Here is a 13,758-nt window from a genome sequence, read left to right as displayed (position 1 = left end):
CGGCAACCGCCGGATCATCGGCCCGCCCGCAGTTGAACACCACGCGGATCTTGGATTGGCGCTTGATGGGGTCCCAGACACTCTCGGCGAGCTGGAGGTGCGTGAGCGTCGAGCCGTCGGCGCGTTTCACGCAGATACATGTACGCGATAATAAGCCGATTACAGCTACGCTGCAAGCTATACATAATAATCCATGTACGTGTACTTTCGCGTGTTGTACGTGCGGATCGGCTATCTAACACCTTGAAATCCCACGCGTCAGCGCACGCCGCTCAAGAGAACCTGTACGTGGAAGTGTCAAAGTCGGGTGCCACCGTCCTCCTGTATGGCATTGATAACCGAAAGCGCGCCGATTGCGGCGTCGCTACAGGGTTTGGCATCCCGCAACCGCCGGAACAGCGCTATTCCACCGTAACCGATTTGGCGAGATTACGCGGCTGATCCACGTCCGTGCCCTTGAACACCGCCACGTGGTAGGCCAACAGTTGCAAGGGTATGGTGTAGACGATGGGGGCGATGATCTCCTCGCTGTGCGGCACGGTTTGTACCACGTAGCCGTCTTCTTCGCCGATCGCCGTGGCGGCATCCGCGAAAACGTACAATCGCCCGCCACGGGCCCGAACCTCCTGGAGGTTGGATTTGAGCTTTTCGATGAGCTCATCGTTGGGCGCGACCGTTACTACCGGCATTTCGTTGTCAACGAGCGCCAGGGGGCCATGCTTAAGCTCCCCGGCCGGATACGCCTCCGCATGAATGTAGGAGATTTCCTTGAGCTTGAGTGCGCCTTCCATGGCAATGGGGTATTGCACGCCCCGCCCGAGGAAAAGACTGTGGCGTTTGTCGACAAACTCCTCGGCGAGCACTTCGATCGACGGCTCCAGGGCCAGTGCCGCCTCGAGGTGCCGGGGAAGGCCGCGCAGGGCCTGAACGAAGGCGGCCTCGCTGGCCGCGGAAAGCTTGTGACGGCGGCCGAGTGCAATGATCAACAACAGCAGCGCAACCAACTGCGTGGTGAACGCCTTGGTGGAGGCCACTCCGATCTCGGGTCCCGCCCGGGTCATTAAAACCAGATCGGATTCCCGAACGAGCGAGCTCTGCGGCACGTTGCACACGGCGAGCGTCGCCAGATAGCCTCTTTCCCGGGCGTCGCGCAAAGCGGCCAGCGTATCCGCCGTCTCCCCCGACTGCGAGATAGTCACGAGCAGAGTAGCCGGCGCCAACACGTGGGGACGATAGCGAAATTCACTCGCCACCTCGACGTCACAAGGGAGCCCGGCATGCGTCTCGCACCAGTAGCGGGCCACCAGTCCGGCATGGTAGCTGGTGCCGCAGGCAACGATCTGCACATGTTCGACCCGATCGAGAATCGCGCTCGCTTCCACACCGAAAGCCTCTTCCAAGACCCGGCTCTCGGAGAGGCGCCCTTCGAGCGTTTCACTGACCGCGCGCGGCTGCTCGTGGATTTCCTTGAGCATGAAGTGGCGATAGCTACCACGATCAACTGCCTGCGGGCTGAGCTCCGAGGTGTGGACGCTGCGGCTGACCGGTCGTCCGCTACGATCCTTGATTTGCACTCGCTCGCAGGAGATCTCGGCGATGTCCCCGTCCTCGAGCACGAGGAAGCGCTGCGTCACCGGCAGCAGAGCGGAGATATCCGAGGCAACGAAATGCTCGCCGATCCCCACCCCTACAATCAATGGGCTGCCCTTGCGCGCGGCGATCAGCCGGCCGGGGACCCGCGAGCTGATCACGCCCAGGGCATAAGCGCCTTCCAAGCGATGTACCGCACGGGCGACGGCTTCCCCAAGGTCGTCAGTCGCCTCCATCTGCGAGTGAATCTCGTTGACGATGACCTCGGTATCGGTCTGGGAATGGAATTCATAACCTCGTGATTGCAGCTCGCGGCGCAACAGCTCGTGGTTTTCGATGATTCCGTTGTGCACGACGGCGATCTCGTCGCGAGCAATATGCGGATGGGCGTTTAGCTCGGTCGGTGCTCCATGCGTCGCCCAACGCGTGTGCGCGATACCCGTGTTCCCGGACAGAGGTTGCGCCGCCTGAGCCGCTGCGAGCGCAGCGACCTTGCCGATGGTGCGATGGCGTTGCAGGCGCTGCGCCGAATCCAGCACCGCGATACCCGCGGAATCGTAGCCTCGGTATTCGAGCCGCTTGAGCCCTTCGAGCAGGATAGCCACGGCATCACGTTCGGCTACCACACCCACTATTCCACACATGGCGTTCGCTCTCCTGCTTTGTACACCGCGCCTGGCGCTATATCCTTAGCCCCATGCGGCGGCGCCGCCCAGCAGCGGCGCAAGAGGCGTTGGGGCCGCAGGGCGTTGCGCACACACTTCCCACACTGATGACGCGTCTGCGCGCGCCAGTCGGTAATAGGCGGCGGGTAGCGCCTCAGGCATTTGGCTCTGATTTCTTGCGCGGGCGCTGCCAGCCGGGAATCGTGCGCTGCGTCGTCCCGGAGACGGTGAGTGCGCCCGCCGGCGCATCGCGGCGAATCGTGGAGCCGGCGCCGATGGTAGCCCCCTCGGCAACGCGTACCGGCGCAACGAGCTGGGTGCCGGAGCCGATGAATGCGTCGTCTTCGATTACGGTGCGGTGCTTGTTGGCGCCGTCGTAGTTACAGGTAATCGTGCCCGCTCCCACGTTCACACCCGCGCCCAATTCGGAATCTCCGATATAGGAAAGATGATTGACCTTGGAGGCTTGGCCAATGGCGCTGTTCTTCGTCTCGACGAAGTTGCCCACCTTGGCCCCGACGGCCATCCGTGTGCCGGGTCGCAAACGCGCGAAAGGCCCCACCTGGCTATCGGCGTCGATAATGGCCCCGTCGATGTCGCAGAAGCCGGCGACGTGCGTGTTGGTGCCGATACGGCTGTTACGGATATGGCAATTCGGCCCGATGTAAGCACCTTCGGCAATTTCCACCTCGCCGGCGAAAACGCAGTTGACATCAATCGTCACATCGGCGGCGCAGTCGAGGCGGCCGCGCAGATCGAAGCGCATCGGATCCAGGAGACTGACGCCAGCGCACATAAGCCGGTTCGCTTCGCGCTGCTGATACGCCCGTTCCGCCCTCGCGAGCTGAGCCCGATCGTTGACCCCCTGGACCTCGATCGGATCTGCCACCTCCAGGGGGTGCACCGCAACCTCGTCCCGACGCGCGAGTGCGATGACGTCGGTGAGATAATACTCCTGCTGGGCGTTATCGCAGTCCACCGCATTCAACCAGTGCCGCGCGCGGGCGGCGGGAAGGCACAGAATGCCGGTATTGACCTCATCGATCGCGCGTTGCGCCGCATTGGCATCGCGTTCCTCGACGATGGCGGCGACCCTCCCCGCGGAATCCCGCACAATCCGGCCATAACCACGCGGATCGGGTAGCCGCACGGTAAGCACTCCCGGCTCTTCTCCAGCGGTCTGCGTCAATTTGCGCAACGTCGACAGGAGAATCAGCGGGACATCAGCGCAGAGCACCAGGACCTGATGATCGTCGCCAATCGCGGGCATCGCTTGCTGCAACGCATGGCCTGTGCCACGCGGCGGCATCTGCTCCACCCAGTGGATGTCCGGCTCGGGCAAGGCGGCACGGACTTGCTCGCCGCCATGGCCGTGCACCACGTAAATGGCATCGGGTTGCAGCCCCCGTGCCGTATCGAGCACGTGGGCAAGCATCGGCCTTCCAGCAAGGGGATGAAGGACCTTAGGGAGGGCAGAGCGCATCCGGGTTCCCTGACCGGCGGCGAGTACGACCACGCTGAGCATTGCTTGGCGAGCCTCCCTTCGCCCCCCTGGCGGCGGCAAAGCCGCTTAGAGGATTCTATATACAAGGACCCGGGGCAACAGCGCTTCCTCGACGGGCGGCCGGCGCGGCCGCCACCGCACTATGAGGCGCGGCGGCTGCGCAGGCGCTGGAGGGTACGCAGCTGTGCCACGGCCTGCGCGAGCTCTGCTTGAGCGCGGGCATAGTCGACCTCCGATTGACGATCCTGCATCGCCTGCTCGGCGCGCTCCTTGGCCGCAAGGGCGGCCGCCTCGTCGACGTCGATCGCGCGCAGCGCGGTATCGGAGAGCACCGTCACGAGGTGGGGCTGCACCTCTAGGATACCGCCTGAGACGTAAAAGACTTCTTCGTTGCCCTCGTCCGTCTGCACGCGGACCTCGCCGGGTCCGAGCGTTGTGATCAACGGGGTGTGGCGTGGCGTGATACCCACCTCCCCCATCGATGCCGGAGCGAACACCATCAGCGCATTACCGGAGAAAAGCGCCGATTCACTGCTGACGATGTCGACGTGGATGGTCATTGCCATGTCTGTTACCCACTTATTACAGAGCGCCGGCATGTCGCGGACGCGGGGCTTGCTCCACTCATGCCACAGTGCCACACGCCGTGGTTTGCCGACAACTCACGACGCCGGCACGCCCCGGGTTTCGATCGCTATAGCGTTTTCGCTTTTTGTGCCGCTTCTTCGATAGAGCCCACCATGTAGAAGGCTTGCTCCGGTAGCTCGTCCATCTCGCCTTCGACGATGGCCTTGAAGCCGGCGATGGTGTCCTTGAGGCTCACATACTTACCCGGCGCCCCGGTGAACACTTCCGCCACAAAGAACGGCTGCGAGAGGAAACGCTGGATCTTACGCGCCCGAACCACCGTCAGCTTGTCATCGTCCGAAAGCTCGTCCATGCCGAGAATGGCGATGATGTCCTTCAGCTCCTTGTAGCGCTGCAGCGTACCCTGTACTTGCCGCGCCACCTGATAATGCTCCTGACCGACGACGAGCGGATCGAGCTGGCGGCTGGTGGAATCGAGCGGGTCGACGGCCGGATAGATTCCGAGCTCGGCGATTTGCCGCGAGAGCACCACGGTCGCGTCCAGGTGACCGAACGTGGTCGCCGGCGACGGATCCGTCAGGTCGTCGGCGGGCACGTACACGGCCTGTATCGAGGTGATGGAACCGGTTTTGGTCGATGTAATACGCTCTTGGAGCTTGCCCATTTCCTCGGCCAGCGTCGGCTGATAGCCGACGGCCGAGGGCATCCGGCCGAGCAGCGCGGAGACTTCCACGCCAGCGAGGGTATAGCGGTAGATGTTGTCAATGAACAGCAGCACGTCACGGCCTTCGTCGCGAAAGTGCTCCGCCATCGTAAGGCCGCTGAGTGCCACCCGCAGGCGGTTGCCTGGCGGCTCGTTCATCTGCCCGTATACCATCGCCACCTTGGACTCCGGCAGGTCGTCGAGCTTTATGACACCGGATTCGGCCATTTCATGGTAGAAGTCATTACCCTCACGAGTACGCTCGCCGACGCCCGCGAACACCGACAAGCCGCCGTGCTCCTTGGCGATGTTGTTGATGAGCTCGAGCATGTTGACCGTCTTGCCCACCCCGGCACCGCCGAATAGACCGACCTTACCGCCTTTAGCGAAGGGACAGATCAGATCGATTACCTTGATACCGGTCTCCAGCAGTTCGGTGCTGGCAGCAAGCTCGTCGAATGCCGGCGCGTGACGGTGGATCGACACCGTCTTTTCGGCTCCGACGGGCCCCCGCTCGTCGACCGGGCGTCCCAGCACATCCATAATGCGACCGAGCGTCTTCGCTCCCACCGGCACCGAAATCGGCGCTCCGGTATTCGACACCTTCAGGCCGCGGCGCAGGCCATCGGTACTTCCCATTGCAATCGTACGCACGACGCCGCCGCCGATCTGATGTTGCACCTCGAGGGTGAGCTCCTGGCCATCGACCAAGAGCGCGTCGTAGACCTTCGGCACGGCCTCGTAGGGAAACTCCACGTCCACGACGGCGCCGATGATCTGGACCACGTTTCCTGCTGAATTCATATCCCGTTTCCTTTTCCTCAAGCCGGAGCTACCGCGCTTAGTTGGCTTTTGCGCCCGGGCGGGCCGCCGCGCGCGAGCCCCCCGCTTGCCTGAATCGGCCGCTAAACGGCCGCCGCACCCGCCACGATTTCCGATAGCTCTTTGGTAATTGCCGCTTGTCTTGCCTTGTTGTACGCGAGTTGGAGCTCGTCGATGATGCTGCCGGCATTATCGGAGGCCGCTTTCATCGCGACCATGCGGGCGGCCTGCTCGCAGGCGATGTTCTCGACCACGCCCTGGTAGACCAGGGCCTCGATGTAGCGCACCAGCACGTGCTGCAGCACTTCTTGCGAATCGGGCTCGTAGATATAGTCCCAATAGTGCTTGAGCTCCTCCTGCTCGGAAGCCACCAGCGGCAGCAACTGCTCCACCTCGGGGCGTTGCGTCATCGAGTTGACGAACCGGTTGTACACTAGGTAGAGACGGTCGATGCGCTCCTCTCGGTAGGCATCGAGCGCCACTTTTACGGCCCCGACCACATCACCGACATCAGGGGCGTCCCCCAAATGCGTGCTCTGCGCGATGATCTGAGCACGCAGGCGGCGCAGAAACATGGCGGCCTTATTTCCAATGATGCAGAAGTCCATCTCAACCTTTTGCTCGCGCCACTTCTGCATTACGCGCAGGAGCTGACGAAACTCATTGGCGTTCAAGCCACCGCAGAGTCCGCGATCGGATGAGATGACGATGAATGCCACGCGCCGCGCCTCACGCTCGAGCATGAACGGGTGCTTGTATTCCGGATGAGCATTGGCGATGTGCCCGATCACGTTGCGCAACTTATCAGCATAGGGCCGTGCGGCACTCATACGCTCTTGGGCGCGACGCATCTTACTCGCCGCCACCATCTCCATCGCACGCGTGATCTTCTGCGTGTTTTGTATGCTGCGAATCTGGGTTCTGATTTCTTTGCCGGCGGCCATGACTCACTCGCTCATCTGGACTGCCGAGAACAAGGCCCGCGCCGATGCAACGAACGCCGCGCGAGCGTGTTCCGGAACTGTCACAATGGAGGGCTACCAGGAATAGCGCTGCTTAAATTTGTCGAGCGCCGCCTTGAGCTTGGATTGCACTTCGTCCGTGTACTCCGGGTTCTCATTAATCTCGCGCATGAGATCGGCGTTCTCGGATTCCATATAGCTTTGCAGCGCCATTTCAAAATCACCGAGCTTGCTCAACTCGACGTCCTCGAGGTACCCGCGATCCACGGCGAACAACGAGACCGCCATGGCCGCCACACTCATGGGTGAATACTGCTTCTGCTTCATGAGCTCCATGACGCGCTGGCCGTGCTCGAGCTGACGGCGCGTCGCTTCATCGAGATCCGAAGCGAACTGCGCGAATGCGGCGAGCTCGCGATATTGCGCCAAAGCGAGGCGTACGCCACCGCCGAGTTTCTTGATGATCGGTGTCTGCGCCGAACCGCCAACCCGGGAGACCGAGAGCCCCGCGTTGATTGCCGGTCGAATGCCCGCGTTGAACAAGTCGGATTCCAGGAAGATCTGGCCGTCCGTAATCGAAATAACGTTCGTCGGAACGAAGGCTGAGACGTCGCCCGCCTGTGTCTCGATTATCGGCAAGGCGGTCAGCGACCCGGTGCGCCCCTTGACCTTCCCTTTGGTAAGCTTCTCCACCTCGTCCGCATTGATCCGCGCCGCGCGCTCCAGCAATCGCGAGTGCAGATAGAATACGTCGCCCGGGTAGGCCTCGCGCCCCGGCGGCCGGCGCAAGAGCAGCGACACCTGCCGATAGGCCCAGGCTTGCTTGGTGAGATCGTCGAAAATGATCAGCGCATCCTCGCCCCGATCGCGGAAATACTCTCCCATGCTGCAACCGGCATACGGTGCAATGTATTGCATCGCTGCCGACTCGGCGGCGCTCGCCGCGACGACGATCGTGTGATTCAGCGCATCGTGCTCCTCGAGCTTGCGCATCACGGCGGCGATCGAGGAGGCCTTTTGGCCGACAGCGACATAAATGCATTTGATACCGCTGTTTTTCTGATTGATGATGGCATCCACCGCCACCGCTGTTTTGCCGGTCTGGCGATCCCCGATGATCAACTCGCGCTGTCCCCGCCCGATCGGCACCATGGCGTCGATCGCCTTGAGCCCGGTTTGCACTGGCTGGCTGACCGATTGGCGGGAAATCACGCCCGGTGCGACTTTTTCGATTGGAGACGTGCCGTCGTGCTCGATCTCGCCTTTACCGTCTATGGGCTGACCGAGCGCGTTTACTACGCGACCGAGCAGCCCCGGCCCCACCGGCACCTCGATGATCCGACCGGTGCAGCGGACGGAATCGCCCTCTTTTATGTGCTCGTAGTCTCCGAGAATGACCGCGCCGACGGAGTCGCGCTCTAAGTTCAGCGCTAATCCGAAGGTCGCGCCGGGGAACTCGATCATCTCCCCCTGCATGACCTGGCTCAGGCCATGTAGCCGGGCGATGCCATCGGTGAGCGTGACGACGGTGCCTTCGCTGCGTGCCTCGACTCCGATATCGAAACGCTCGATCTTCTTCTTGATCAGATCGCTGATCTCTGTCGCACTGAGTTGCATGACCGGACCTCTGTAGTTATTGACCCGCGCCGGGCGCGGTAGCGCCGCGCGCTAGCTCAACGCTTGGGCGAGCTGTTGCAGTCTGCCGCGCAGCGAGGCGTCGATGACCAAATCACCGGCACGGATGATCACGCCCCCGATGATCGACTTATCGATTCGGACCGTGAGATCCACCTCCCGCTCGAGACGCCGTTTCATGGCTTGCGCAATGGTGTCGGCGTACGTCGGCGAGAGCTTGAATGCGGAAACGATTTCGACGCGGGTCTTGCCCTCCTCGTCGCGCCGTTGCTCTTCGAACAACTCCGCGATTTCCGGCACGAGGGTGAGACGTCTGTTATAAATCAGCACCTTGAGGAAATTCTGGCCCGTCTCGGAAAACGCCTTTCCGCCGATATCCGAGATCAGCTTGACGAGCTTGGCTCGCTCGAGCCGCGGATTGGCGATGATCTCCTCCATGGCGGGGTTCGTCACCACGGCACGGAGCAACTGCAACATCTCCGACCACTGCTTCAGCGCCCCTTCTTCCTGCGCCTGGCGGAAAGCGGCGACGGCATACGGACGTGCGGTACTTCTGTCTGCCATATTCCCGCCTTAGAGCTGCGCCGCCAGCTTCTCGAGGACTTCGCTGTTGGCTTTGGCGTCAACCTTGCGCGCGAGCACCCGCTCGGCGCCTTCAATCGCCAACGCCACAACCTCACGGCGCAATCCCTCGCGAGCGAGGTTTCTCTGCTGTTCGATTTCGGCACGCGCCGAGGAGAGAATCCGCTCGCCTTCAACACGCGCTTCATCCTTTGCCCCGTCGACAATCTCGTCGCCGCGGCGCTGAGCGTTGGCAATAATCTCGTTCGCCTGCTCTTTGGCTTCGCGCAGCACTTCTCGGGCATGCTTCTCGGCCAATTCCTGCTCGCGCTGACCACGCTCGGCCGCCGCGAGCCCTTCAGCGATCCGCTTTCGCCGCTCCTCCAGCATGTTCGTAAACGGATCCCAAAGGAAGCGGTAAACCAGATACGAGAACAGTGCAAAGCTGGCCAACTGGCCAAACAAGGTCAGATTCACCTCGGAATCTCCTATCCATAAGGGCGAATGCGCCCCCTACTGTCTTGGCAGCGGGGATTGGCGGCGGCTGAGTCTTATCCTCCCAGACCGCCGATCGCCTGCAGCGCACCACCGATAAACGGATTTGCAAACGTAAAATACATCGCGAACGCGAGCACGATGAACGGGAACGATTCCATCAGGCCCGCGGTGATGAACATTTGAATGAGCAACCTGGGCTGCATCTCCGGCTGGCGGGCGATCCCCTCCATGTACTTCGAGCAGATCAGCCCCCATCCAAGCGCCGAACCGAGCCCGGCAAAGCCCAGAATGATTCCAACACCGAGCGCGGTGGCAGAGTAAATCAGGGCGATGGTATTGGCGTCAGCTGTCATTATTATCTCCTAATAAGATGTCCTGAATTCGCATTCGACAAATCGACCGGGTTCCGCGCCCGGACTAATGTTCATCACTCCCCATATGGGCAAGCGCCAGATACATGACGGTCAGCACCATAAAGATGAAGGCTTGCAGCACCACGACGAGGAGATGAAAGAGTGACCATACGGTACCGGGCAGGGGTTGCACCCAGAATGGCAGCAGTGCCACCAACAGGAATCCCAGCTCTCCGGCGAACATGTTCCCGAACAGTCGCAGACCGAGGCTCAAGGGTTTCGCGAGCTCCTCGATCAGCTTCATGACCATATTGATCGGAAACAGCCAGATCCCGAACGGATGGGTCAAGAACTCCATCATGTACTGATAAGCGCCCTTGATCCGGATGTTGTAGTAGATCATGAGCACGAACACGAGGAGCGCCATGCCGAGCGGAGCCTGGGGATCGGCCGTGGGTACGGCGCGGAAGTGGTCGGCCCCGAGAAGCTCGGCCAGCCAGGGAATGAGGTCGACCGGAATGATGTCCATGAGGTTCATTAGCAGAACCCATAGAAATACCGTCATCGCAAGCGTGCCGATCATGGTATGCCCGCGGCCGAGCACGCTCTTGACCAAGGAGTCGACGAAGTCGAGCACCGCCTCCAGCACGTTCTGGATTCCTGAGGGCCGCTCTACGCTCAGAGTGCGCCCGACACGGTAGCCCAGGTATATGATCACACCGCCCATGAGCCAACTGATGAGCAGCGTATCCAGATGAAAGGCCCAAAAGCCCTCACCGAATCGCCAATTGGTCAGGTGGTGCTGAATGTATTCAACGGGATTGCTGGAATCCGGCAATAGTCCGCTCACGTCCGCGTTTCCTTGTCATCCGTGGAGGACGGCGACACACGTCCGATCCCCCCTATCAGAAAGGCCACTTGAGCCCCCGCAAAACCGACAATCAACGGCAAGGGCGGCAACCCGAACAGCCCCATCCCGAGCGCGAAGAAGCCTAGCACGAGGACGAACCGTTGCACGGCACCGAAATAGAGCATCCAAACGCCCTGCTTCGGCGCGCGCTTCGCCGCCTGTCCAGCCGCCTTCAAGCTGCGCCCCAACAGTGCGCTGCTCGCCAAAGCGACCCCACCCCCGTATAAGGCGGATACGGCTGCGTTCAGTCCGTGCAGTAGAAACAACCCGGCGAGCCCGACGACCAAGCACACCTGGGCCCAGAGCAGCGGGTAAAGACTACCGTCCTGGACATTCATGGTCTAGCCTGGACATTCATGGTCTAGTTCCGCGCACAAACATCCCCTGGCCTCAGGCGCTTCGACCCAAAGCCCAAGAGGATGCCTCACCGCCTCCGTTATCGCGTCACGAGTATGCTTGGCCGTACGCGTACCGCCCCCACGTGCAGGCGGCGAATGGTGCAGCAGTATAAGGTTCCGTGTGCGTCCTGATCAATGCTTGAGGGGAAATCGGGCGGATCCGCGAGCATGAATCACTTCATGCGCTCGAGTATCCCGTCCAGCTCGTCGAGGCTATTGTATCGGATGATCAGCTGTCCCTTACCCGCTTTGCCATGTTGAATGCGCACCTCGGCACCGAGCTTGGCCGATAGGTCATCCTGCAGCCGCCGAACGTTCGGATCCTTCGTTGCGGGCTTCGGCGATACCGAGTCCGCGAGAAGCCGCCGCACAAGATTTTCGGTTTCCCGCACGGAGAGGTTCTTGGCGATGACTCGTCGCGCGGCATCGATCTGCCGCGGCGCATCCAATGCCAGCAGAGCACGCGCATGGCCCATCTCCAGGCGGCGCGCGTCGATCAGCTCCTTCACCTCGTCGGCGAGCTCGAGCAGGCGCAACAGATTGGACACGCTCGCCCGGGAGCGGCCGACCGCATTCGCCACCTCCTGATGGGTCATGCCGAACTCACCGGTCAGCCGTTTCAACGCACCGGCCTCCTCGAGCGGATTGAGGTCCTCGCGCTGAATGTTCTCGATCAACGCCACGGCCACGATCGCATCGTCCGGCAGATCGCGCACAAGAGCCGGTACGGCGCCCATACCAGCGAGCTGCGCGGCGCGCCAGCGCCGCTCTCCGGCGATTATCTCGTAGCGCCCCGCGCGTTCTGGACGCACGACGATCGGCTGTACCACACCCTGAGCACGGATACTGTCGGCCAATTCCTGCAGCGAGGCCGGGTCGAAGTTCCTGCGCGGCTGATAACGCCCGCGCTCGAGCAAATCGAGCGGGATGTTTCGCAGCTCGCCCCGCTCAGCGGCGTGCTCCGAATCGTCCGTCTCCTGCCCCGGCACGTCCTTGAGCAGCGCATCCAGCCCTCGCCCTAACCCGCGGCGCTTGTTGCTCATAGCTCGGGGGTTTCTCCCTTTTTAAGACCGCGCGTCTACCTGCGTCGCCGCCTCGCGCCTCAGCAATTCGCTCGCCAAGGCCATATAGGCAATCGCGCCGCGTGAGGTTCGATCGTACTGCAAAGCCGGCTGACCGTGACTGGGTGCCTCTGCTAGGCGCACGTTGCGTGGAATCAAAGTCCGGTAAACCTTGTCAGCGAAGTGATCGATGAGCTGCGTGCCCACCTGATTCGCGAGGTTATTGCGCGGATCGAACATCGTCCGCAGTAACCCCTCGATCTCGAGGTCCCTGTTCACGCTGCGTTGCACCTGGCGGATGGTATCGAGCAGCGCGGTTAGCCCCTCCAAGGCGTAGTATTCGCATTGTATGGGAATGAGCACGCGGTGAGCCGCCACCAAAGAATTGAGCGTCAAAATGTTCAACGAGGGGGGACAATCGATGAGAATGTAGGCGTAATCATCGACGGCAGGTTGGAGCAGTTCCCGAAGCCGACGCTCGCGCCCGGCACGGTCCATGAGCGCCACTTCGGCGGCCGTTAGGTCGCCGTTGGCCGGCAAGAGATCGTAGCCGGCGAGCTCCACTCGCTGGACCGCCTCTCGCACCGAACGCTCGCCGACAAGAATATCGTAATTCGTGATCTCGAGATCGTCCTTGTCCAATCCGCTGCCGATGGTGGCGTTGCCCTGTGGGTCCATATCGACCAAGAGCACACGGCGGCGGTTGGCAGCCAGAGACGCGGCTAGATTGACGCATGTTGTGGTCTTGCCCACGCCGCCCTTCTGGTTGGCGACCGCGATAATCCGGGCCATAGCCTTGCCTCTGCCTTACATGATCCAGCTCGCGGCCGGCGGCTCGAGGACAATCAGGCAGCGCTCGGCCGCCAAACCGGGCACTTCGAGCCGATGACACTGCCAGGAAACGTCCTCGCCCGCGAGGCATTGCAGTTCGGCACTGGGCTCGCGCCCCTTCATCGCCAGAACGCGCCCTTGAGGCTTGAGATACGGTCGCGCGATCCGTAACAGCGTCGACAAATCCGCGAAAGCTCGGGCAATGACCGTATCGAAACGCTCGGTCGCGCTAAACGCTTCGGCCCGGGCTTGGAGCACGGTCACATTGCTCAGCGCCAACTCAAACACGACTTGGCGTAGAAAGCGTGCCTTCTTGCCATTGCTGTCGAGCAACACCACGGTTCGCTCCGGCTCGGCAAGTGCCAAGGGTATGCCCGGTAATCCGGCACCGGAACCGACATCCAGTAGACGATCGTTCTTAACATACGGATGCACCGCCAGGCTGTCCAGCACATGGCGGATGACCATATCGTTCGGTGTGCGCACGGCGGTCAGATTGAAGCGGCGGTTCCAGCGCTGCAACAACTCGAGATAACGCATGAGCCGCTCTGCCAGCTCGGCCCCGGCCTGCGGGAGCAGTTGCGCAATCCCTTGTTCCAGGCATTGGCCGATCGGCTCATTCATCTGACGTGCGCTACGCACCGACCGATACTCTCGTCACCGCCCGCCTCGTTACG

General features: G+C 61.7%; 14 protein-coding genes. All 14 read right to left on the bottom strand.

Features of this window, described 5'->3' with window-relative positions; genetic code table 11:
- Positions 1-401: 401 nt before the first annotated feature.
- The gene (gene glmS, locus AC52Q4_RS00730) at positions 402-2,234 is read right to left on the bottom strand and encodes a glutamine--fructose-6-phosphate transaminase (isomerizing) (protein ID WP_495534878.1); all 1,833 of its coding nucleotides are present in this window, start codon (positions 2,232-2,234) and stop codon (positions 402-404) included.
- A gap of 175 nt (positions 2,235-2,409) precedes the next feature.
- Positions 2,410-3,780: a bifunctional UDP-N-acetylglucosamine diphosphorylase/glucosamine-1-phosphate N-acetyltransferase GlmU gene (gene glmU / locus AC52Q4_RS00725; protein ID WP_495534877.1), complete on the bottom strand. Its 1,371-nt coding sequence runs from the start codon at positions 3,778-3,780 to the stop codon at positions 2,410-2,412.
- Positions 3,781-3,899: 119 nt separating this feature from the next.
- Positions 3,900-4,325: a F0F1 ATP synthase subunit epsilon gene (locus tag AC52Q4_RS00720; protein ID WP_495534876.1), complete on the bottom strand. Its 426-nt coding sequence runs from the start codon at positions 4,323-4,325 to the stop codon at positions 3,900-3,902.
- Positions 4,326-4,453: 128 nt separating this feature from the next.
- Complete coding sequence (atpD, locus tag AC52Q4_RS00715) at positions 4,454-5,854, bottom strand: F0F1 ATP synthase subunit beta (RefSeq protein ID WP_495534875.1); 1,401 nt, start codon at positions 5,852-5,854, stop codon at positions 4,454-4,456.
- Positions 5,855-5,955: 101 nt separating this feature from the next.
- On the bottom strand, positions 5,956-6,816 hold the full coding sequence (gene atpG, locus AC52Q4_RS00710) for a F0F1 ATP synthase subunit gamma (protein WP_495534874.1): 861 nt from the start codon (positions 6,814-6,816) through the stop codon (positions 5,956-5,958).
- A 93-nt stretch (positions 6,817-6,909) separates the two neighbouring features.
- Complete coding sequence (gene atpA, locus AC52Q4_RS00705) at positions 6,910-8,451, bottom strand: F0F1 ATP synthase subunit alpha (protein ID WP_495534873.1); 1,542 nt, start codon at positions 8,449-8,451, stop codon at positions 6,910-6,912.
- Between the two features lie 51 nt (positions 8,452-8,502).
- Entirely contained in the window at positions 8,503-9,033 is a 531-nt protein-coding gene (locus tag AC52Q4_RS00700) for a F0F1 ATP synthase subunit delta (RefSeq protein WP_495534872.1), read from the bottom strand.
- 9 nt (positions 9,034-9,042) lie between these two features.
- Complete coding sequence (locus AC52Q4_RS00695) at positions 9,043-9,507, bottom strand: F0F1 ATP synthase subunit B (RefSeq protein ID WP_495534871.1); 465 nt, start codon at positions 9,505-9,507, stop codon at positions 9,043-9,045.
- A gap of 74 nt (positions 9,508-9,581) precedes the next feature.
- The gene (gene atpE / locus AC52Q4_RS00690; RefSeq protein ID WP_495534870.1) at positions 9,582-9,881 is read right to left on the bottom strand and encodes a F0F1 ATP synthase subunit C; all 300 of its coding nucleotides are present in this window, start codon (positions 9,879-9,881) and stop codon (positions 9,582-9,584) included.
- Positions 9,882-9,945: 64 nt separating this feature from the next.
- Complete coding sequence (atpB, locus tag AC52Q4_RS00685; protein ID WP_495534869.1) at positions 9,946-10,731, bottom strand: F0F1 ATP synthase subunit A; 786 nt, start codon at positions 10,729-10,731, stop codon at positions 9,946-9,948.
- Positions 10,728-11,129, bottom strand: a complete 402-nt coding sequence (locus tag AC52Q4_RS00680) for an ATP synthase subunit I (RefSeq protein WP_495534868.1) — start codon at positions 11,127-11,129, stop codon at positions 10,728-10,730. The genes atpB and AC52Q4_RS00680 overlap by 4 nt, the downstream gene beginning before the upstream one ends.
- A 233-nt stretch (positions 11,130-11,362) precedes the next feature.
- Positions 11,363-12,232: a ParB/RepB/Spo0J family partition protein gene (locus tag AC52Q4_RS00675; RefSeq protein WP_495534867.1), complete on the bottom strand. Its 870-nt coding sequence runs from the start codon at positions 12,230-12,232 to the stop codon at positions 11,363-11,365.
- A gap of 21 nt (positions 12,233-12,253) precedes the next feature.
- Complete coding sequence (locus tag AC52Q4_RS00670; protein ID WP_495534866.1) at positions 12,254-13,042, bottom strand: ParA family protein; 789 nt, start codon at positions 13,040-13,042, stop codon at positions 12,254-12,256.
- A gap of 15 nt (positions 13,043-13,057) precedes the next feature.
- Positions 13,058-13,705 (bottom strand): 16S rRNA (guanine(527)-N(7))-methyltransferase RsmG, encoded by a 648-nt coding sequence (rsmG, locus tag AC52Q4_RS00665; protein WP_495534865.1) that lies wholly within the window; start codon positions 13,703-13,705, stop codon positions 13,058-13,060.
- Between the last annotated feature and the right edge of the window lie 53 nt (positions 13,706-13,758).

This window comes from Nitrococcus sp. (assembly GCF_059432795.1).
Note: the sequence above shows the minus strand (reverse complement) of the source record. Positions and strands in the feature narration are given on the sequence as shown.